19 protein-coding genes are annotated in these 21572 nt (G+C 65.5%); 10 read left to right on the top strand and 9 right to left on the bottom strand.

From position 1 onward, the window contains the following. Positions 1-5 precede the first annotated feature (5 nt). From araA to yjfF, 6 genes are all read left to right on the top strand, one after another. On the top strand, positions 6-1514 hold the full coding sequence (gene araA, locus ACLE20_RS06680; protein ID WP_410939472.1) for an L-arabinose isomerase: 1509 nt from the start codon (positions 6-8) through the stop codon (positions 1512-1514). A gap of 12 nt (positions 1515-1526) precedes the next feature. Then, positions 1527-2228 carry an L-ribulose-5-phosphate 4-epimerase AraD gene (gene araD / locus ACLE20_RS06675; RefSeq protein WP_410939471.1) on the top strand — a complete coding sequence of 234 codons (702 nt, stop codon included), beginning with the start codon at positions 1527-1529 and terminating at the stop codon, positions 2226-2228. Positions 2229-2417: 189 nt separating this feature from the next. Further along, complete coding sequence (gene ytfQ / locus ACLE20_RS06670; protein ID WP_410939470.1) at positions 2418-3380, top strand: galactofuranose ABC transporter, galactofuranose-binding protein YtfQ; 963 nt, start codon at positions 2418-2420, stop codon at positions 3378-3380. Between the two features lie 237 nt (positions 3381-3617). Then, positions 3618-5135: a galactofuranose ABC transporter, ATP-binding protein YtfR gene (ytfR, locus tag ACLE20_RS06665; RefSeq protein WP_410939469.1), complete on the top strand. Its 1518-nt coding sequence runs from the start codon at positions 3618-3620 to the stop codon at positions 5133-5135. Continuing rightward, positions 5132-6181: an ABC transporter permease gene (locus tag ACLE20_RS06660; RefSeq protein WP_410939525.1), complete on the top strand. Its 1050-nt coding sequence runs from the start codon at positions 5132-5134 to the stop codon at positions 6179-6181. The genes ytfR and ACLE20_RS06660 overlap by 4 nt, the downstream gene beginning before the upstream one ends. Then, on the top strand, positions 6178-7152 hold the full coding sequence (gene yjfF, locus ACLE20_RS06655; RefSeq protein ID WP_410939468.1) for a galactofuranose ABC transporter, permease protein YjfF: 975 nt from the start codon (positions 6178-6180) through the stop codon (positions 7150-7152). The genes ACLE20_RS06660 and yjfF overlap by 4 nt, the downstream gene beginning before the upstream one ends. 56 nt (positions 7153-7208) lie before the next feature. Here the strand turns inward: yjfF and ACLE20_RS06650 are convergent, their stop codons facing one another. From ACLE20_RS06650 to ACLE20_RS06640, 3 genes are read right to left on the bottom strand one after another with little or no spacing between them, the layout of a single operon-like run. Continuing rightward, entirely contained in the window at positions 7209-7433 is a 225-nt protein-coding gene (locus ACLE20_RS06650) for a hypothetical protein (protein ID WP_410939467.1), read from the bottom strand. 3 nt (positions 7434-7436) lie between these two features. Further along, positions 7437-7637 (bottom strand): hypothetical protein, encoded by a 201-nt coding sequence (locus ACLE20_RS06645; protein ID WP_410939466.1) that lies wholly within the window; start codon positions 7635-7637, stop codon positions 7437-7439. Positions 7638-7668: 31 nt separating this feature from the next. Continuing rightward, positions 7669-7869 (bottom strand): hypothetical protein, encoded by a 201-nt coding sequence (locus ACLE20_RS06640; RefSeq protein WP_410939465.1) that lies wholly within the window; start codon positions 7867-7869, stop codon positions 7669-7671. Between the two features lie 142 nt (positions 7870-8011). Between ACLE20_RS06640 and ACLE20_RS06635 the strand changes: the two genes are divergently transcribed. Further along, the gene (locus ACLE20_RS06635) at positions 8012-8287 is read left to right on the top strand and encodes a DUF2934 domain-containing protein (protein WP_410939464.1); all 276 of its coding nucleotides are present in this window, start codon (positions 8012-8014) and stop codon (positions 8285-8287) included. Positions 8288-8378: 91 nt separating this feature from the next. Here ACLE20_RS06635 and ACLE20_RS06630 read toward each other — a convergent pair whose 3' ends face one another. The 5 genes from ACLE20_RS06630 to ACLE20_RS06610 are packed head-to-tail and all read right to left on the bottom strand — an operon-like array spanning position 8379 to position 14143. Beyond that, the gene (locus tag ACLE20_RS06630; protein ID WP_410939463.1) at positions 8379-9428 is read right to left on the bottom strand and encodes a c-type cytochrome; all 1050 of its coding nucleotides are present in this window, start codon (positions 9426-9428) and stop codon (positions 8379-8381) included. Beyond that, positions 9425-10102, bottom strand: a complete 678-nt coding sequence (locus ACLE20_RS06625) for a cytochrome c oxidase assembly protein (protein ID WP_410939462.1) — start codon at positions 10100-10102, stop codon at positions 9425-9427. Before ACLE20_RS06625 ends, ACLE20_RS06630 begins: the two co-directional genes overlap by 4 nt. Beyond that, entirely contained in the window at positions 10099-10476 is a 378-nt protein-coding gene (locus ACLE20_RS06620) for a hypothetical protein (RefSeq protein ID WP_410939461.1), read from the bottom strand. Before ACLE20_RS06620 ends, ACLE20_RS06625 begins: the two co-directional genes overlap by 4 nt. Continuing rightward, complete coding sequence (gene ctaD, locus ACLE20_RS06615; RefSeq protein ID WP_410939460.1) at positions 10476-13013, bottom strand: cytochrome c oxidase subunit I; 2538 nt, start codon at positions 13011-13013, stop codon at positions 10476-10478. The genes ACLE20_RS06620 and ctaD overlap by 1 nt, the downstream gene beginning before the upstream one ends. Then, the gene (locus tag ACLE20_RS06610; protein WP_410939459.1) at positions 13010-14143 is read right to left on the bottom strand and encodes a c-type cytochrome; all 1134 of its coding nucleotides are present in this window, start codon (positions 14141-14143) and stop codon (positions 13010-13012) included. Before ACLE20_RS06610 ends, ctaD begins: the two co-directional genes overlap by 4 nt. A gap of 302 nt (positions 14144-14445) precedes the next feature. Between ACLE20_RS06610 and ACLE20_RS06605 the strand changes: the two genes are divergently transcribed. After that, positions 14446-16749: an FdhF/YdeP family oxidoreductase gene (locus ACLE20_RS06605; RefSeq protein ID WP_410939458.1), complete on the top strand. Its 2304-nt coding sequence runs from the start codon at positions 14446-14448 to the stop codon at positions 16747-16749. Between the two features lie 16 nt (positions 16750-16765). On the opposite strand, the gene ACLE20_RS06600 is transcribed toward ACLE20_RS06605, so the two are convergent. Further along, entirely contained in the window at positions 16766-17887 is a 1122-nt protein-coding gene (locus ACLE20_RS06600; RefSeq protein ID WP_410939457.1) for a Fic family protein, read from the bottom strand. 217 nt (positions 17888-18104) lie between these two features. Here ACLE20_RS06600 and ACLE20_RS06595 point away from each other — a divergent pair, with 217 nt between their 5' ends. Together ACLE20_RS06595 and ligD are read left to right on the top strand one after the other, a co-directional pair. After that, positions 18105-18920, top strand: coding sequence for a Ku protein (locus ACLE20_RS06595; RefSeq protein ID WP_410939456.1), 816 nt, complete (start codon positions 18105-18107; stop codon positions 18918-18920). 3 nt (positions 18921-18923) lie between these two features. Continuing rightward, entirely contained in the window at positions 18924-21563 is a 2640-nt protein-coding gene (ligD, locus tag ACLE20_RS06590) for a DNA ligase D (RefSeq protein ID WP_410939455.1), read from the top strand. Positions 21564-21572: the final 9 nt, after the last annotated feature.

Here is a 21572-nt window from a genome sequence, read left to right as displayed (position 1 = left end):
AAGACATGATTGGGTTGAAGCCTCTGAAGATCTGGTTCGTCTGCGGGTCGCAGCACCTCTACGGGCCGGAGACGCTGGAGCAGGTGGCCGCGCATGCCGGCGAAATCGCCGCCGGCCTCGGCCGCGAGGGCAAGTTCCCGCTGGAAATCGTCAACCGGCCGATCGTGACGACGCCGGACCAGGCCGCCGAGATGTGCATCGCCGCCAATGCCGATCCGGAATGCGCCGGCATCATCCTGTGGATGCACACCTTCTCCCCGGCCAAGATGTGGATCCGCGGCCTCTCGCAGCTGCAGAAGCCGTTCCTCCATCTCCACACGCAATATGATCGCGAGCTCCCCTGGGGCACGATCGACATGGACTACATGAACCTCAACCAGTCCGCCCATGGCGACCGCGAAGCAGGCTTCATGCATACCCGCCTGCGCCTCGGCCGCAAGGTCGTCGTCGGCCACTGGACGGACCCGGAAGTCCATGCCCGCATCGACGCCTGGATCCGCGCCGTGCGCGCCTGGGCCGACTGGCAGGGCGCCCGCTTCTGCCGCTTCGGCGACAATATGCGTCAGGTGGCCGTCACTGAGGGCGACAAGGTCTCGGCCGAAATGGCCTTCGGCTTCTCGGTCAATGGCTATGGCATCGGCGATCTCGTCGCCAAGATGAATGCGATCAGCGATGCCGATGTCGAAGCACTCGCCGCCGAATATGAGACGCTCTATGCGGTGGTCCCGGAACTCGCCAAGGGCGGCGCCCGCCATGACCGGCTGCTCTACAACGCCCGCCAGGAACTCGGCATCCGCGCCTTCCTTGAGGAGGGCGGCTTCAAGGGCTTTACCACCACTTTCGAGGATCTGCACGGGCTCACCCAGCTGCCGGGCCTCGCGCCGCAGCGCCTGATGGCCGACGGCTACGGCTTTGCCGGCGAAGGCGACTGGAAGACCTCGGCGCTGCTGCGTGCCGTCAAGGTCATGGGCCACGGCATGTCCGGCGCCACCTCCTTCATGGAGGACTATACCTACCACATGGCTCCGGGCGAGGAGCAGGTGCTGGGCGCCCATATGCTCGAAATCTGCCCGACCATCGCGTCGGACAAGCCGGCGGTCGAGATCCATCCGCTCGGCATCGGCGGGAAGGAAGATCCGGTCCGCCTGGTGTTCAATTCCCGCACCGGCAACGCGCTGAACGTCACGCTCGTCGATCTCGGCAATCGCTTCCGCCTGCTGGTCAACGAGGTCGAGGCGGTCGAGCATCCGGCCTTGCCGAACCTTCCCGTCGCCCGCGCGGTCTGGAAGTGCAAGCCCGACTTCAAGACCGCCTGCACGGCCTGGATTCTCGCCGGCGGCGCGCATCACACGGCCTATAGCTATGATGTGACGACCGAGATGCTGGAAGACTTCGCCACCATCGCCGGCATTGAGCTTGCCGTCATCAATGACGAGACGACGCTGCCGACCTTCAAGCAGGATCTGCGCAACAACGAGGTCTATTACCACTTCGCGCGCGGCATCCGGGCGTAAGGGGAGGGCGGCATGTATACCGAACTGAAACGGGAGGCTTACGAGGCCAATGTGGCGCTGCCGCGCCATGGCCTCATCAACCTCACCTTCGGCAATGCGAGCGCGGTCGACCGCGCCCGCGGCGTCTTCGCCATCAAGCCGAGCGGCGTCGACTATGTGGCGCTGAAGCCGGAGGACATGGTCATCGTCGATTTCGACGGCAAGCGGGTGGAGGGGACGCTGAACCCGTCCTCCGACACGCCGACCCATCGGCGCCTGCTCATGGCCTTTCCGGAGATCGGCGGCGTGGTGCACACCCATTCCTCGCATGCCACCGCCTTTGCCCAGGCCGGCCGGGCGATCCCGATCTTCGGCACCACCCATGCCGACTATTTCAACGGCGCCATCCCCGTCACCCGCAAGATGACGGAAGAGGAGATCGCCACGGCTTACGAATGGGAGACCGGCAACGTCATCGTCGAGCGGATCGGCAATCTCGATCCGCTGGATTTCCCGGGCGTCCTCGTCAACCGCCATGCGCCCTTCACATGGGGCAAGACGGTGGCGAAGGCGGTGGAGGTCGCAGTCGCGGTCGAATGCATCGCCCAGATGGCGCTGATGTCGCTGCAGCTCGAGCCGCGCCTGCCGGAGATCGAGCCGGAGCTGCTTGCCAAGCATTTCAAGCGCAAACATGGGCCGGGCGCCTATTACGGGCAGGCTGAAACGAAAGCTTGATCTTACGAACTGAGGGTCGCACCATGCCGTTTCGGCGAGTGCGGCCCGCATTCCGCGTCGAGGAGGATGCGGAGGGTCTGGACCGCTCCAGCAATGTTGGAAACGGTCACAAAAGCACTTTACAATAATAATACTATATGACTAAATCCTCGCATCGCACTGATGCGATATTCCTCGGGAGGGAAATCCATGAAATTCGTCAAGGCACTTAGCTGTGCAACGGTTTTGGCTGCCTGCGTTTTTTCGGCCGCTTCGGCTGCGGATATGACGGTCGGCTTTTCGCAGATCGGTTCGGAGTCCGGCTGGCGTGCTGCTGAAACGACGTTGACCAAGCAGCAAGCTGAGAAGCGCGGCATTGATCTGAAGTTTGCCGATGCGCAGCAGAAACAGGAAAACCAGATCAAGGCGCTCCGCTCCTTCATCGCCCAGGGCGTGGACGCGATCCTCGTCGCCCCGGTCGTCGCCACCGGCTGGGACGAAGTGCTGCAGGAAGCCAAGGATGCCGAGATCCCGGTCATCCTGCTCGACCGCACCGTTGATGCCAACAAGGACCTCTACATGACGGCGGTCACCTCCGACCTCGTCCATGAAGGCAATGTCGCCGGCAAGTGGCTGGTGGACAACACCGCCGGCAAGCCCTGCAACGTCGTCGAGCTCCAGGGCACGACCGGCTCCTCGCCGGCCATCGACCGCAAGAAGGGCTTCGAAGAGGCGCTGAAGGGCCATGACAATCTGAAGATCGTCCGCTCGCAGACCGGCGACTTCACCCGCACCAAGGGCAAGGAAGTCATGGAAAGCTTCCTGAAGGCCGAAAACGGCGGCAAGAACATCTGCGCCCTTTATGCGCATAATGACGACATGGCCGTGGGCGCCATCCAGGCGATCAAGGAAGCCGGCCTCAAGCCCGGCAAGGACATCCTCGTCGTCTCGATCGACGCCGTTCCGGATATCTTCCAGGCCATGGCTGCCGGCGAAGCCAATGCCACCGTCGAGCTGACCCCGAACATGGCCGGCCCGGCTTTCGACGCGCTCGCCGCCTTCAAGAAAGACGGCACCATGCCGCCGAAGTGGATCCAGACGGAATCGAAGCTCTACACCCAGGCCGACGATCCGAAGAAGGTCTATGAAGAGAAAAAGGGCCTCGGCTACTAAGCTGCGCCTTCAGGTTGAGGGCATGACGTGGGCCTTGCCGGGATCTGTTCCGGCCTGGAGGCCCGCGTCCCACCCTCTCTTTGATCGAGCGCCTGCCGGGTCGCTTCCCTCGATCCGGCAGGCGCATCTTCGCGCCGGCCGAGGCGCGTGCCGTCCCGCGACACCATCGTCCCCGCATGCCTCTGGAAGCCATCCGCGCCCCTCGGCCTGCCTGTCGCGTATTCCGGAAAGAGGGTCATGCAGTCCACCATCATTCTGTCCGCCAGCCGCATCGACAAGATCTTCCCGGGTGCCCGCGCCCTCAACAAGGTCGATTTCGAGCTGCGCCGCGGCGAGGTCCATGCGCTGCTCGGCGAAAACGGTGCCGGCAAGTCGACGCTCGTCAAATGCCTGACCGGCGCCTATCACCGCGACGGCGGCACGATCACGCTCGACGGCGTCGAGGTCGATCCGCGCGACACGCTGGATGCCCAGCGCCTCGGTATCGGCACCGTCTATCAGGAGGTCAATCTCCTGCCGAACCTGAGCGTCGCTGAAAATCTCTATATCGGCCGCCAGCCACGCCGCTTCGGCCTGGTCGATACACGCCGCATGAACCGCATGGCGCGCGCGCTTCTGAAAGACTACGAGCTCGATATCGACGTCACCGCCGGGCTCGACAGCTATTCGGTGGCCATCCAGCAGGTGATCGCGATCGCCCGCGCCGTCGATCTGTCCGGCAAGGTGCTGATCCTCGACGAGCCGACCGCCAGCCTCGACGCCCACGAGGTCGCCATGCTGTTCCGCGTCGTGCGGCGGCTGAAGGAGCGCGGGCTCGGCATTATCTTCATCACCCATTTCCTCGAGCAGGTCTTCGAGATCACCGACCGCATCACCGTGCTGCGCAACGGCCAGCTGGTCGGCACCCGCGAGACGGCCGGCCTCGAGCGTCTGGATCTGATCGCCATGATGCTCGGGCGCGAACTGCACCAGGAGGTGCGCTCCGCCGCCCATGCCGATACAAGCTCGGCCGGCGATGTCCGCTTTCGCTTCCGTGGTTTTGGCCGCAAGGGGCGTATCAATCCCTTCGATCTCGATGTCCGCCCCGGCGAGGTGATCGGCATTGCGGGCCTGCTCGGCTCGGGCCGCACCGAGACGGCGGAAGTCATGTTCGGCGCCCGCAAGGCCGATAGCGGCACGGCCGAGATCGACGGCAAGCCGGTCGATCTCACCTCGCCGCGCGCCGCCATTCGTCAGAAATTCGGCTTCTGCCCGGAAGATCGCAAGACCGACGGCATCATCGGCGATCTCTCCGTGCGGGAGAACATCGCGCTCGCCCTGCAGGCGCGACGCGGCTGGGCGCGGCCCATCTCGCGCGCCGAACAGGACCGGCTGGCCGACCAGTACATCAAGGCGCTCGACATCCGCACCTCCGACCGGGAAAAGCCGATCAAGCTGCTCTCGGGCGGCAACCAGCAGAAGGCGATCCTCGCCCGTTGGCTGGCGACCGATCCCGATTTCCTCATCCTCGACGAGCCGACCCGCGGCATCGATGTCGGCGCCCATGCCGAAATCATCCGTCTGATCGAGGAGCTCTGCCGGAAGGGCATGGCGCTGGTCGTTATCTCCTCGGAGATCGAGGAATTGGTCGTCTACAGCCACCGCGTCATCGTGCTGCGCGACCATGAACATGTGGCGGAGCTGACCGGCGAGGCCATCACCACGGACGGCATCGTCAATGCGATCGCCACCGCCCACAAGACGGAGGCCGCATAATGTCGATCCTCAGCGCCTATGGCCGGCGTCTGCTTCCCCAGCTGATCGCGCTCGCCATCATCCTCGGCTTGATCTCGGTCGCCTTTCCCGGCTTCTTCAATCTCGCCGTCCAGAACGACCGGCTCTATGGCAGCCTGATCGACATCCTGAACCGCGGCGCGCCGGTGGCGCTGCTTGCCATCGGCATGACCGTCGTCATCGCCACCAAGGGCATCGATCTCTCGGTCGGCGCGGTCATGGCGATCTGCGGGGCGGTCGCCGCCTCCTGCATCACCTCCGGCGTCTCTCTGCCGCTCACCCTGCTGATCACCATCGGCGTCGGCCTTGCCTGCGGCTTGTGGAACGGCGTGCTGGTGGCGCTGCTCGACATCCAGCCGATCATCGCCACGCTGGTGCTGATGGTCGCCGGCCGCGGCATCGCGCAGATGGTCACCGGCGGCGCGATCCTCACCTTCAACGATCCCGGCCTGATCTTCATCGGCTCCGGCTCGCTCTTCTATCTGCCCATGCCGGTCGTCATCTGGCTCATGGCCGGCTTGCTCGTGGCGCTCCTCGTCCGGCGCACGGCACTTGGCATGCTGATCGAGTCGATCGGCGTCAACCGACGCGCCTCGACGCTCTCGGGCGTCTCCACCCCGATCCTGCTGATTGCGGCCTATGTGCTTTCCGGCCTCTGCGCCGCGGTGGCCGGCCTGATCGCCGCCGCCGATATTCGCGGTGCGGATGCCAACAATGCCGGCCTCTGGCTCGAGCTCGACGCGATCCTGGCGGTCGTCGTTGGCGGGACCTCGCTGCTGGGCGGACGCTTCTCCATTGCCGCCTCGCTCTTCGGCGCCATGATCATCCAGGCGATCAACACCGGCATTCTGCTCTCCGGCTTCCCGCCGGAATTCAATCTCATCATCAAGGCGGCGATCATCGTCTTCATCCTGCTTCTGCAGTCGCCGAAGCTGCAAGGCACGCTCGCCTTCTTCTCGCGCCGCGACGACCGGCCGAACACGCCGGTCGAAGGCACGAAGCCTGCCATTGGGAGCAAAGTGAAATGAAAGCCCGTCACCTTCCCCTGGCCGCGACGATCCTCATCTTCGTGCTGAGCTATGTGCTGTGTACGATCCAGTTCCCGGCGATGTTCTCGACGCGGGTCATCGGCAATCTCTTGACCGACAACGCCTTCCTTGGCATCGCGGCGGTCGGCATGACCTTTGTCATTCTCTCCGGCGGCATCGATCTATCGATCGGCTCGGTCATCGCCTTCACCGGCGTCTTCCTGGCCGTTCTCATGGAATCGACCTCCATCCATCCGCTCGCCGCCTTCGCGCTGGCGCTTGTCATCACCACCGCCTTCGGGGCGATCATGGGGGCGATCATCCATTATCTGGAAATGCCGGCCTTCATCGTCACGCTCGCCGGCATGTTTCTCGCACGCGGCATGGCCTTCGTGCTGTCGATCGATTCCATCCCGATCCGCCACCCCTTCTATGCGACGATGAAGAGCTTCTATCTCAAGCTGCCGGGCGGCGGGCGGCTGACGCTGATCGGCGGGCTGATGCTGCTCGTCTTCCTCGTCGGCATCCTGATCGCCCACCGCACCCGTTTCGGCACCAATGTCTATGCACTCGGCGGCGGCACCGCGACGGCGCGGCTGATGGGTGTGCCGACGGCGACGACGACGATCATGATCTATGCCTTTTCCGGCCTACTTGCCGGCCTCTCCGGCATCGTCTTCTCGCTCTACACCTCGGCAGGCTATTCGCTCGCCACCGTCGGGGTAGAGCTCGATGCCATCGCGGCGGTGGTGATCGGGGGGACGCTTCTCTCCGGCGGCTCCGGCTTCGTAGCTGGAACGCTGATCGGCATTCTCATCCAGGGCTTGATCCAGACCTACATCACCTTCGACGGGTCGCTGTCCTCCTGGTGGACGAAGATCCTCATCGGCGTGCTGCTCTTTGCCTTCATCCTGCTCCAGAAGGGGATTCTCTACCTGTCGCGCAACAATCGCGCCTTGGCCGTGGCCTGACGCAAGAAGGCCGGCTACCCCGTGGGGAGAAGCCGGCCTTTTCTTTTCTAAGGCTGTCAGGCTTTGTTCGGGTCACCCGCGCTTGCGTCGCGTTCCTTGAAATTCAGGTCGAAGTCCTTGGCGGACTTGTCGCGCGATGGTGGCTCGCGATGCTCGGTCGCATCCTCGGAGCCGGTGATGACCGTCGGCTTGGCGCTGGAGACGCCATCATTGGTGCGGCCGATGGTCGGGCGGGTGAAGGCGCCGGCGGCGTCCTTCTCTGCGGCAGGCTTGTCGCTCATCGCTCAGTCTCCCTTCACCTTGCCGGCATCGGAGACCTTGGCGCGCTCCGGCGCAGCGTTGGTCTCGCCATTCGCGTCCGGTGCCTCATCGGGATCATCCTTGGCCGGCAGGTAGCTGCTCGGGCGTGTCGCCTGGGGCCCTTCCCAGCGCGGCAGCTGATCGGTGGTGCCGGGCGCGGCGTTGCTTTTCACGGTCTCGTCCATGGCGTCCTCCCTGTTGCGGCCTCGTTGCCGCTCACGCGGCTTCGGCCTGCGTCTCGTGATCCTTGAATTCCGACGACAGTGCACAGAAGGCGGCGCGGATTTCGTCGCGCGACCAGCCGGCATGCATCGCAGCCTCGGTGACCATCTGCAGCTTGCTGGCTATGGCTTCCTGGCAATCTTCCGCACGGCCTTCGTAGAAACCCTGCGCCTTCGGTTCTTTGACAGGTTGCATGGCGGGTACTCCTTCCGAGTATGGGTCTAGTGGGAGCCAAACCGGAAATCGTCGCAAATGTTCCGCCATCCGCAGGGCAGGGGCCGGAACAATCGGCAGCTGCTGATGTTTTCACCGACTTCGCTACACTGGAGGAACGACCATGGATCAGGACAGGCCGCAGGACGACAATCGCGAGGAGCGGATCCGCAACCGGGCCTACGAGCTTTGGGAAAAGGACGGCGGCAGCCATGGCAGCCATGAGCGTCACTGGCAGGATGCCGAGCGCGAGCTTTATGGCAGCGCACTCGCCGATGGCGGCGCGCATGAGCTCGATCCCGCCAACACGCCGGAGAGCGACACGCCGGAGGATGCCGAGCAGGCCGAAGTCGTCCGGGGCGCGACGCAGCAATCGGCCCGCAACATGCAGGGGACGTGACGCACTCGCTGCGCAGAGATCAGCACCTGACGAGAAGGGCGGCATCGGCGATGCCGCCCTTTTTGATGGCCGGTACCCAGCTGCGCATGGCTCAGGGCCGACCAGCGAAATAAGCGGCGAGTGCCTGGATGTCGGCTTCTTCCAGATGCTCGGCGGCATGCTGCATCAGATCGCGGTACTGGCTGCCGCCGCGGGTCTTCGCCACGAAAAGGCGCAGCTGGCTCTGCAGATAGGGGGCGGACTGGCCGGAGAGGTGGGGGAAGGCAGGGTTGGCGTCCGGCTTGTCGTGGCAGGAGAGGCAGGCCGGGATGCGCCGGGCCGGATCGCCCTGCTCGGCAAGCGTGCGTCCCAGCTCGACCATGGCGGGCTTTGCTTCCGCCGGCTCCTTGCGCTGGCGGGCGCGCTCGGCATAGGCGGTGGCGAGCGCTGGCAGATCCTCGTCCTTGAGCGCGCTGATCGCCACCGACATCACGCCGCTCGCCCGCGTGCCCGCGCTGTAGGCGCGCAGGCTGTCGAGCAGATAGGCTTCCGACTGGCCGGCGAGGGAGGGGATGAGGCTGCGGCCGGTCAGCCGCTCCTCGGCATGGCAGCCATCGCAGGAGAGCGCCGGCGGCTCGACGGCGCCGGGCACGGGCTCTGCGAGGCCGGAAAGCTGGCGATAAGTCGCGGCATCGATTTCCGGCAGCTGGCGCAGGAAGGCGACGATCGACCAAACCTCGTCCTCCCGGTTTCGCACCGGCCAATAGGGCATGCCGGTAAGGCGCACGCCGTGCTGGACGATCTCGAACAGTTCCGCATCCGTCCAGGTCGGCACGACCTCGCTCAAATTCGGCGGCGGCGGCAGCATGGCAAGCGCTGCGGCCGAGCGGTCCTGAGCCGGGGAACCGTGGCAGAAGGCGCAGCCGGTCTCGAAATGGCCGGCGCCGAGCGGCAGCATGGCCGGATCCTCGAGCGGCGGCACCGTGGTCCCCAGCGAGGCGGTGCGCACCGAATTGCGCATCACCCAGTGCAGGAACCAGTCGGTCGCCGCCCAGTGGCCACCGGAGGCACCGATCGGCACAAGCCCCAGCCAGCCGACGAGCAGGCCCAGGATCGGCACGGCGACGAGGGTCGCGACGAGATGTTTGAGGCGCAGTCTCATGCGGCATCCTCCCTGACATGGTGCGCGGGACCGGGGGCCGCATGACCGGCTGCGTCCGGGCCCAGAATGCCGGCGAGCAGCGCGACGCCGCCCACGAGATAGGAGACGGCGCCGACGAGCAGCATCACCACACCGCCCGCCTGCTGGTCGAGCGCCGCGCTGAGCGGCATGCCGAAACAGGTGACCGTGCCGCTGCCATAGAGAGGTCGCGGGCTGAGCGCGAGGAGAACGCCGAGCAGGGTCATATGCATGGAGGTGAAGAGGAGCCCGATCGCCCCGGCGAGCTGCCGCCCCATCCGGCCATCGGCGCGGCCACCGAGGCAGGCGAGCCAGAGCAGCAGACCGCCCGCCAGGAACATCGCCTGCTCCGCCACGGCGAAGAGCGGGGCACCCTCCGCCAGCGCACGCATGGCCGGCACGTGCCAGAGCCAGACGATGACGAGCTCGATCAACGAAGCGTTGAGCGGCGTCAGCCAGGAAAGTGTTCGTGTGACGTCGAGGGTCGTTCCGGAGAGCGCAGCGGCGAGCAGCGGTGCGGCGATGGCGACGATCGCCATATGGATGATCATATGGGCGGCAAAGGAGCCGTCGCCCCAGCTTGCCACGATCGCGGCGAGGATCAGGGCGGAGACGATGAGGCCGGCAATCAAGAGGGTACGGCGCGGCGCGGTCATGACTGGCAGGCCGCGATGAAGAGCAGGGGCACCGCCGTATAAAGGACGGCGATGAAGCTTAGGCCCGAGAGCAAGAGTGTCGCAAAGCCCTGAAACTTGCGGCGGTCCTCGTCGGTCGGGTCGTCATGCGGCGGATCATCCGTGCCGAAGCCCCATTGGCGCCAGGCGAGCCAGCCTGCGAGCACGATCATCGCCAGCGCCAGCAGCGTCACGAGGCCAAGCCCGATCCGCAGCGTGTCGAAGGAGAGCGCCAGCGCACCCTGTTTCGCGCAGTAGATAGCGAAGGCGACATAGCAGACGAGGAAGTGCAGCGCCCAGACGGTCGGCGCGGTGAACAGGGTCCAGAAGGTCTCGATTTCCTTGATGAACCGCATCACGCCCTCACCAGCGGAAAGAGACCGATGACCGCGAAGCTGGTCACGGCGGTGATGGCCATGAAATGCCAGTAGAGCACGACATTGCCGAGATCCATGTCGTAGCGCGCGGTGAGCCGGCCGGTCAGGCTGCGGGCCAGGCAATAGAGCTGCATCAGGACGCCGACCGCGCCATGCACGACGGTCCAGATCGCCACCACCCAGACGATCGCCGGATAGGAGTGCTGCGTCGGGTCCATGCCGGCCGTGTAGGGCCCTGCGAGCCCGGCTACGCAGCCGGCGATGGCAAGGAGCGCCGAGGCCGACAGCAGCGCCTGCGTCACCCCGCGACGGTCTGCCCGGTTGGTGCGGCGCGCGGCGAGCATCGCTGCCCAGGCGAGAGCGAAAGTGGCGAGCGCCACCATCGGCCAGAAGGCGCCCGGCCCGTTAATGCCGTTGGTGAAGTCGTCATGGATGGTCCAGAAGAAGAAGTAGGAGAAGATCAGGCTGGCATAGGCCGTGCCGTCGCCGACCATGGTGATGAACATGGCCCACCAGCCGACCGAATCCGGGCCGGAGGCGTAGACCGGCAGCCGCACGCCCATGCCGACATCATAATCGTCCTCCTTCGGCACCTCGGCCGTGCCGGTCCACAGCCAGTAGAGGATGGCGATCAGCGTGCCGATGGCGAAGAGGATGGTCGGGATCCACCAGTGGAAGGTGAGTGCGATGAAGACGCCGCCCAGCATGAAGGCGGCCACCATCGTCACCACCGATGTGCCGCCGACCCTCAGGCACTGCACCGGCCGGGCATCGAGCACGGTCGTCACCAGCGTCTCGCGCGCGCCCGATTTGGCGTCGGGCAGGAAATAGCGGGCGGCGCGCATCTTCTCGATCAGCTGCGGCTGGTCCCAGACCGGGTAGCGGCTGGTGATGATCGGCACCGAGCGCACGCCCCAGCTTTCATCGGGCTCGGAGATGAATTCGAGCGTGCCGGAGCCCCAGGGATTGTCCCCGCAGCGCGGCTCCTTGCCCTTTGGCCGGACGACATCGATCAGCACCGTGCCGACGCCGGCGGCGAAGATGAAGGCGCCGATGGTCGAGATGAGGTTGAACCAGTCCCAGCCGATGTCGGCGGGATAGGTGAAGACCCGGCGCGGCATGCCGCGCAGGCCCGCAAAATGCATGGGGAAGAAGGCGGTGTTGAAGCCGACGAACATCAGCCAGAAGGCGATCTTGCCGAGCCGGTCGGAGAGCTTCTTTCCGTCGAGCAGCGGGTAGTAGTAATAGATGCCGGCCACGACCGGGAAGAGCATGCCGCCGATCAGCACGTAGTGCAGATGCGCCACGACGAAATAGGTGTCGTGCGCCTGCCAGTCGAAGGGCACTAGCGCCACCATGACGCCGGTGAGACCGCCGATGATGAAGATCGCCAGCCCGCCGGCGCCGAACAGCATCGGCGTCGAGAAGATCACCCGGCCGGCAAGCATGGTGGCGATGAAGACGAAAATCTGCACCCCGGTCGGGATCGCCACCGCTTCGGACGCGGCGGAGAAGAAGGCGAGCGACATTTGCGGCAGGCCGGTCGCGAACATGTGGTGGACCCACAGGCCGAAGCTCAAGAAGCCGGTGCCGACGGCGGCGAGCACGATCCAGGAATAGCCGACGATCGGCCGGCGGGAGAAGGTCGGCACCACCATGGCCATGATGGCGATCGCCGGCAGGAAGATGATGTAGACCTCCGGATGGCCGAAGATCCAGAAGAGGTGCTGCCAGAGCAGCGGATCGCCGCCGCGCGCCACGTCGAAGAAGGGCCAGTTGAACATCCGTTCCATCTCGAACAGGATGTCGCCGGCAATCAGCGGCGGAAAGGCGAAGAGGATCATCCCCGCCACGATCAGCAGATACCAGGCAAAGAGCGGCATCATGTTGATGCGCATGCCGGGTGCGCGGCATTTCATGATGCCGACGATCAGTTCCACGGCCGCGGCGATCGAGGCCACCTCGATAAAGGAGAGGCCGAGCAGCCAGATATCGGCGCCTATCCCCGCCGTCTCCTTGTCGGTGGCGAGCGGCGGATACATGAACCAGCCGGTGTTGGGCGCGGCGTTGAAGAAGATCGAGCCGCAGACGAAGACGCCGCCGAGCGCGAAGCTCCAATAGCCGAAGGCGGAAAGCCGCGGGAAGGGCAGCTCGCGCGTGCCGAGCATGGAGGGCAGCAGATAGACGGCCACCGCCTCGAAGATCGGCACGGCGAACAGGAACATCATGATGGTCCCGTGCAGCGTGAAGGCCTGGTTGAAGAGATCGGCGGAGATGAAGCTGTTTTCCGGCACGGCGAGCTGGACGCGCACCAGAAGGCCGAGCAGGCCGGCAAACAGCATGAAGATGAAGGCGGTGGCGCCGTACCAGAGGCCGATCTCGGTATTGTTGACCGATGTCCAGTAGCGCCAGCCCTTGGGCGTTTCCCAGACCTTGCGCAGCCGCTCCTCCTGCGCCTTGCGCTCCTCCTCCGAGAAGTCGTTTTCCTTCAGGCTCGCCAGATCAACGCTGCTCATCGCAACTCTCCGAGATAGGCGGCGATGGCATCGATCTCGTCCGCGCGCAGCATGGTATAGGCCGGCATCTTCACGCCCGGCTTGACGGCGCCGGGATCGCGGATGAAGCGAGCCAGGTTCTCCGGCGTGTTCGAAAGCGTGCCGGCGGCGAGCGTACCGCGGCCGGCGATCCGGGTGAGGTCCGGGCCGACGCGGCCGATGGCGGCGGTGCCATTGATCGCGTGGCAGGCCGCGCAGCCGTGGCGGAAGAAGAGGTCCCGCCCAACATTGACCGGCTCCGGCACGGCCGGATGCCCGGCCACCTGCGCCGCGCGCCAGCTCTCATAGTCCGCCCTCTCCATCACCACGACGGTGAAGGCCATCAGCGCATGCGAGGTCCCGCAGAATTCGGCGCAGGGGCCGCGGAAGGTTCCGGTCCGGGTGGGCTCCAGCGAGAGGATGTTGGTGCGGCCGGGAATCATGTCCATCTTGCCGCCGAGCGTCGGGATCCAGAAGGAATGGATGACATCGGCGGCCTCGAGCGCGAAGATCGTCCGCTCGCCCACCGGCAGGCGCACCTCGTTGGCCGTTTCGAAGCCGGGCTGGCCCGGCTGGTCGAGATAGCGCAGTCGCCACCAGAACTGCTCGCCCGTCGCCTCGATCTGTGGCGCGCCATCGGGCGCGGCGCCGAGCCAGGGCCTGACCTGCGGCATCAGCCAGACGGCATAGGCGAGCAGCAGGAACAGGGTGGTGACCGGAAAGGCGACGCCACCCCAGAGGATCAGCCGGTTGGCGGCCTTGGCGGAGACGGGCTCCGGCCGGCTGCGGCCGGCATAGAGCAGCAGGCCGATCACCAGGGCCCAGATGACCGCGCCGCCGATCAGCATCACGAAGAAGAGATCATGGACCGCGCTCGCCTCGGTGCCCGCCGGGTCCAGGGCGGATTGGCGGCCGCTGCAGCCGGCCAGCGGCAGGATGAGAAGAGAGGCGGCGAGCGGGCGGGAGATGGACGGAGGAGAGGCAAGGCCTGTCCGGCCCGCGCAGGCCGGCGCCGACAGCCTTGGCAGGAGGGCGAGCCGGAGAGGCGCAGGCGAAGGCGTGAGGGGCCGTGAAGAGATGTCCGTCGCTCCGTGGCTGTGGCCCTGGTTCAAGGGGCCGGGTCGAAGGGGCAGGCGGTCCCGGTCATCCGTCCCGTTTCGGCTGGCAGCCTGTCAGTCGCGGATTGTCGAGCGTTCACGGCGCTATATGTCGCGCGCGTGAATGACGGCAAGGTTCGGATCGCACCAGACAGGTGAAATCCGCGGCAAAGATTTTCGGGTGTCGGCTTTCCAAGAAGCGGCCCCGCCATAGGTGTTCGCTGTAAGGGCAGTGGTGGTGGAACGTTAAAGTCCGGCCGGCCGTTCCTGTCCGCGGCGCCCGTGCCGTCCCCTCCCGCAGCGCATGGAGACTGCTCATGTCCGAGGTACCGAAGATCACGACCTATACCGGCGCGGCCGGCGGCTGGGGCTCCGTCAAATCCTTGATGCGCCAGGCGAAGCAGAACAAGCGCCCGGCATCCGTCATTCGCGGTCTCGCCTTGCAGAACAAGCCGGATGGCTTTGCCTGCGTCAGCTGCGCCTGGGCCAAGCCCGCCAAGCCGCACCCGGCGGAATTCTGCGAGAACGGCGCCAAGGCCACCTTCTGGGAGCTGACGCCCGACCGCGCCACCCCGGCGCTCTTCGCCCGGCACACGGTCGAGGAAATGAAGGGCTGGGACGACTATACGCTTGAGCGCACCGGCCGGCTGACGCACCCCATGCGCTATGACGCAGCCACCGACCACTATGTCGAAACCACCTGGGAGGAGGCCTTCCGCGAGATCGGCCGCGAGTTGAAAGCCATCCGCGCCGAGGATCCGAAGCGCACTGTCTTCTACGCCTCCGGCCGCGCCTCGCTCGAAACCTCCTACATGTACGCGCTGATGGCGCGGCTCTACGGCAACAACAACCTGCCCGACAGTTCGAACATGTGCCACGAATCCACCTCCGTCGGCCTGGCGGAAAGCATTGGCCAGCCAGTCGGCAGCGTGCGGCTTTCGGATTTCGAAACGGCCGACGCCATGTTCTTCTTCGGCCAGAACCCCGGTTCCAACAGCCCGCGCATGCTTCACCAGCTGCAGGAGGCCGTGAAGCGTGGTGCCCGCATCGTCACCTTCAACCCCTTGCGCGAGCGCGGTCTGGAACGCTTCGTCAATCCGCAGGACCCGCTGCAGATGACCGTTGAAAAGGCGACCGAGATTTCCTGCCAATATCACCAGGTCAAGGCGGGCGGCGATATTGCCGCCATCGTCGGCATGGCCAAGGCGGTGATCGAGGCGGACGACGTCGATCTCGCCAAGGGCGGCTATGGCGTGCTCGACCGCGACTTCCTCGCCGAGCATACCCAGGGCGCCGAAGCCTTCATCGACTATGTGCGCGCCCAGGACTGGGCCGAGCTCGAGCGCGAATCCGGCCTGCCGCGGTCGGCGATGACGGAAGCGGCCGGCGTCTATCTCACCTCCAAGGCGGTGATGGGCATCTATGGCATGGGGCTGACCCAGCACAGGCGCGGGGTCGAGACCGTCCAGGTGCTCGTCAACCTCCTGATGCTGCGCGGCAATCTCGGCCGCGACGGCGCCGGCATCTGTCCGGTGCGCGGTCATTCCAACGTCCAGGGCCAGCGCACGGTCGGGATTGCCGAGAAGGCGCATCTCGTGCCGCTCGACCGGCTGAAGGAGCTGTACGACTTCGAGCCGCCGCGCGAGGATGGGCTGTCGACCGTCGATGCCTGCGAGGGCATCATCAACGGCACGGTCGAGGCCTTCATCGGCCTCGGCGGCAATTTCCTGCGCGCCGTGCCAGAACAGCGGCTGATGGAGGAGCACTGGCCGAAGATGCGGCTCACCGTCCAGGTGGCGACCAAGCTCAATCGCGGCCATCTCTTCAACGGCCGCGTCGCCTACCTGCTGCCTTGCCTCGGCCGCACCGAGATCGACCAGCAGGCGACCGGGCCACAGACGGTCAGCATGGAGGACAGCACCGCCTGCTTCCACGGCTCACGCGGCTTCCACGAGCCGGCCTCGCCCCATCTCTTCTCCGAGCCGCGCATCGTCGCGGAACTTGCCAAATCCTGCCTGGAGCCGAACGCGAAGGTGCCATGGGACGAATGGGTCGCCGATTACTCGATCGTGCGTAACGCCATCGAGGCCACCTATCCCGATCTCTTCCGCGAGTTCAACGCCCGCATGCACACGCCGGGTGGCATGGAGAAACCGCTGCCGGTGCGCGCCCGCATTTGGAAAACCGAGAGCGGCAAGGCCGAGTTCAAGCTGCCGAGTGCCCTATCCGCAAGCTTCGCCGAGGAGGGCGTGCTGCGGCTGATGACGCTGCGCTCCAACGACCAGTTCAACACCACCGTCTATGGCTATGACGATCGCTTCCGCGGCGTCGACGGCACGCGCATGGTGCTCTTCCTCAACCGCGCGGAAATGGCCAAACTCGGCATCCGCGAGGCGGAGATCGTGGCGCTGGAAACGGTGGCCGACGACAAGATCGAGCGTCGCCTGGATGGCCTGCGCGTCGTGCCCTACGACATTCCCGACGGCTGCGCCGGCGCCTATTATCCAGAAGCCAACGGCCTGATCCCGCTCTGGCAGCATGCGGAGAAGAGCAAGGTCCCCGCCGCCAAATCCGTCCCCGTACGCATTGTCCGCACAAGCGCACCAACCACCACCGTCTGACGGCAATAGCACCCGATCAGCGGCGCGCGCCGCTGGTCGGGACCGGCAGGTGGTAGCGGGTCGACTTCCTTTCGCCCGTGCGGACCAGCGCGCCCCTCTCCACGAGATCGTTGAGGTCGCGGGTAACGGTGGCCGGTGGCGCGCCGGTGATCGTCGCATACTTGCTGGCGCTCAGTCCGCCCTCGAACCCCTCCGGCCCGGCTTCGAACATCCGGAGCAGCACCTTCTCCTGCCGCGAGTTCAAAGTCCCCCGCAATCGATCCATGATCCGCGCCTTTTCGAGCACGAAGCTCACCAGTTGGTCGGCACCCTCCTGAGATTCCAGGGCGCGGTCGGCAACCCAGCTCAGCCACTCATCGATGGCGAGCGTCGTGCTGGCGGCCTCCAGCTGGGCATAATAGGCCTTGCGGTGTCGAAGCAGCACCTTCGACAGGCCGCAGAAGGTGGGGCTTGAGACGGCGAGGGCGAGCACGCTCTCGGCAAGCGCGCGGCCGACACGGCCATTGCCATCTTCGAAGGGGTGGATGCTTTCGAACCAGAGGTGGGCGATCCCCGCGCGCGTGATCGCTGGCAAGGCCTGAGGCGCGCCTGGCGCCGTTCGTCGCAACCAATCCAGCAGCTGCCCCATCTCTGCGGGGACGCGGTCGGACGGTGGTGCCTCGAAATGCACATGCTGGCGGCCATAGGCACCGGAGACGATTTGCATCGGTTCGGGGTCGCGCCGGTAACTCCCGATCGCGCTCAGGTCACGGCGTCCGTTCATGATCATGCGATGCCAGTCGAACAATCGCGCCTCGGTGACCGGCAGATGAGGGTGGCGGTAGAGGTCGGCCATCATCTCGGCAATGCCAGCCTCCGCCGGGCGGCTGCGAAATGGTGTCCCGGACAAACCAAGCTGGCGGCGGAGCGAAGACTGGATGCTGTCCCGGTCGAGCAACTCGCCTTCGATGGCCGAGGTGCTCAACGCGTCCGCGCTGAGGCGCTCGATGACGATCTCGGCGCGGTCGGTGTCGCTGAGATGCCGCAATGTGCCAACGGAAACAGCGGCGTTCTCGATAAAGGCCTGCTCCTTGTCCCTGAGACGCTCCTCCTGCCAGGTGAAGCTCGGCCAGTCGCGCAGTTCCCAGTTCCAAGACATGATGAGCGATATCCAGTGGCCTTATCGATCACCATACGCGCAGAAAATGATCGATAAAAGCGGATCCATGGATCATGGCCGCCGGTCCCACTCTGCATCCACAACGCCACGCACCGCACCGGTCAGCGAACACCGCGCGCCGCCTCCCTCTCTGGAACCGCCGCACGGTCCAGTCGTTGTAGGGGACGAGTGGAAGATCCTGAGGCGGGGTGTGTGGATGACGCGGCGGGCGAGTTGGAAGGGGACATTGAAGTTTCGGACGATCTCCTGCGAGGTCGGGCTCTATTCGGCGCTGTCTTCCACCGAGAAGATTTCCTTCAACATCATCAACCGCAAGACCGGCCACCGCGTCGAGCGCCAGTTCGTCGACAGCGAGACGGGCAAGCCGGTCGAGCGCGATGACCAGATCAAGGGCTATGCGCTCGACAATGGTGACTACATCACCATCGAAGGCGATGAGCTCGCCGCCCTGATGCCGGAAAACGACAAGACGATCACGCTCAAGCGCTTCCTGCCGATCGAGGCGGTCGACACGCTCTATTTCGACCGGCCCTATCATTTGGCACCCGTTGGCGAGCACGACGGCGAGACCATGGCGGCGCTCGCCCGCGCCATGGCGGCGGACGGAATGGCGGCGATCGGCGAGGCGATCCTGTTTCGCCGCAACCGCACGCTGCTGATCCGCGCGCAGGGCGAGACGCTCGTCGCGACGACGCTCAATTTCGATTACGAGGTCCGCTCCGCCAAGACGGCCTTCAAGTCCATCCCCGATGTCAAGATGGACGACGAGATGCTGGAGCTGGCCGGCCACATCATCTCGACCAAGTCCGGCCGCTTCGATCCGCAGGCTTACACCGACCGCTACAACGAGGCCTTGACCGAGCTCGTCCAGGCGAAGATTGCCGGCAAGACGCTGCCCAAGCGCAAGGTGGAGAAGCGCGACAATATCGTCGACCTGAAGGAAGCGCTGCGGCGCAGCGTGGCGGAAGGCGGCAAGGGGGCCCGCGGCGGCTCGCGCCGTAAGGCGGGCTGAGCCATGAGCCTGGAGACCTACAACGCCAAGCGCCGCTTCGACCGCACTCCCGAGCCGAAGGGGGACCCTGCCGCGGCGGCTGAAGAAGGGCAGCTGCGCTTCGTCGTCCAGAAACATGATGCCACGCGGCTGCATTATGACTTCCGCCTCGAAATGGATGGGGTGATGAAGAGCTGGGCGGTGACGCGCGGGCCGAGCCTCGATCCCGAGGACAAGCGGCTCGCCGTGCATGTCGAAGACCATCCGCTCTCCTACAATGATTTCGAAGGGGTCATCCCCAAGGGCCAGTATGGCGGTGGTACGGTGATCGTCTGGGATCGCGGCACCTGGAACCCGATCCATGACCTCGCTAAATCCTACCGCAAGGGCCATCTCGAATTCACGCTCGACGGCGATAAGCTGAAGGGCCGCTGGCATCTGGTCCGCATGCATGGCCGCCCCGGCGAGACGCGCGAAAACTGGCTGCTGATCAAGGGCGATGACGAGGAGGCGCGGCCCGGGGAAGGGGAGGCGCTTCTCGAGGATCGCCCGGAGTCGGTCAAGTCCGGCCGCACGCTGGACGAGGTGGAGGCCGCACCGGAGGATACCTGGAATTCCAAGGAAAAGGCCAAGCCGGCCTCGGCCAGGGCTCGTTCGAAGCCCGCCGGATCAACGAAGACAGCCCCGTCAAGGTCAAAGGGCAAGGAGAAGGTCGCAGCTGTCGCCGAAGCTCAGCAGGCCCATGCCTGGCCGAAGGGTGCGCGCAAGGGCGCACTGCCGGATTTTGTCGATCCGGCGCTCGCAACGCTAAAGGCCAAGGCGCCGGGCGGCACACGCTGGCTGCACGAGATCAAGTTCGACGGCTACCGCCTGCAGGCGCGCATCGAAGCAGGGGCCGTCAAGCTCCTGACCCGTGGCGGGCTGGACTGGACGGAGCGGTTCGGTCCGGCCATTTCCGGAGCGCTTGCTGCCCTTCCGGTCCAGACCGCACTCCTCGATGGCGAGATCGTCGTCGAGCGCGACAACGGCGCTTCGGATTTTTCCGCGCTCCAGGAGGATTTGAGCGAGGGCCGCAGTGACCGCTTCACCTTCTACCTCTTCGACTGCATGCATCTCGACGGTCATGATCTGAGGAAGGCACCGCTCGTTGAGCGCAAGGCGCTCCTGCAGAAGCTGCTGCGCAGCGACGATCCGCTGCTGCGCTATTCCGAGCACTTCGAAGACGACGGCAATCTGGTGCTGACCCATGCCTGCCGGCTGAGCCTCGAAGGCGTGATTTCCAAGGATCGGGACAGCGCGTATGAGTCCGGCCGTTCCAAGCTCTGGATCAAGTCCAAATGCTCCGAGCGACAGGAATTCGTGATCGGCGGCTATGTCCCGTCATCGACGTCGGATCACGCGATCGGCGCTCTGGCGCTGGGAGTCTATGAGGGCAATGCCCTGCGTCATGTCGGCCGCGTCGGCACCGGGTTCACCCGCAGTGTGGCCGAGTCGCTGTTCGAGAAGCTGTCGGCGCTCGAGCAGGATGAAAGTCCATATGCCGAGAAACTGACGGCCGATGCGCGGCGCGGGCTCGTCTATACAGCACCCAAGCTGGTCGCGGAGGTCGAGTTCCGCGCCTGGTCGGCCGATGGCAATCTGCGCCACGCCGCCTTCCGCGGGCTGCGCGAGGACAAGGGACCGGAGGCCGTCATGCGCGAGACCAAGGATGAGACCGCGGAGCCCCCGGCGGCCAAGCCGGACAAGGGTGCCAAGGCGGGCAAGGAAGCATCTGTCAAACCGGCTGCCGTGCCCAAGGCGCGCATCGCGCTCACCCATCCCGACCGGATCTACTGGCCGAAGGAGGGGGTCACCAAGCAGGGGCTTGCCGATTACTATGCGCAGGTCTGGCCCTTGATGGCGCCCTTCGTCGTCGACCGGCCGCTGTCGCTGCTGCGTTGCCCGGACGGCATCGACGGCAAGCAGCGCTTCTTCCAGAAACATGCCTGGCGCGGCATGAACAAGGCGGTCGGACAGGTCAAGGACCCGAAGGACAAGAGCGGCGAACCGCTGCTGCGCATCCTCGATTTCGACGGACTGGTGGCGCTGGTGCAATCCGCGACGCTGGAGATCCATCCCTGGGGCGCCACGACCAGGGCGATGGAAAAGCCGGACATGATCACCATGGATCTCGACCCCGGCGAGGATGTCGATTGGTCCGCCGTGATCGAGGGCGCCTATCTGCTGAAAGGACTCATCGAGGAAGACGGGCTGACCGCCTTCGTCAAGACTTCCGGCGGCAAGGGCCTGCATGTCGTGGTTCCCTTGAAACCCTCCGCCACCTGGGCGTCGGTCAAGGCCTATGCCAAGGGTCTCGCCACCGCAGCCGCCCGGGCCGAACCGGACAAGTACCTCGCCGTCGCAACCAAGGCGAAACGCAAGGGCCGCATCTTCATCGATTATCTGCGCAATGGTCGCGGCGCCACCGCCGTCGCTCCTTACTCCACCCGCGCCCGCCCCGGCGCCGCCGTCTCCACGCCGATCGCCTGGGAGGAACTCACCGAAGCGATCGGCCCGGCGACCTTCACCGTCGATAGCCTCCCCAACCGCCTTGCTGGCCTGAAGCACGATCCCTGGGATGGGTTCTTCAAGTCCGCGGGGACGTTGCCGAAGGGGAAGCGGTGATCAGTGAGC

Source organism: Rhizobium sp. YIM 134829, assembly GCF_046546455.1.
This window is presented reverse-complemented; position numbering and strand designations above follow the sequence as displayed.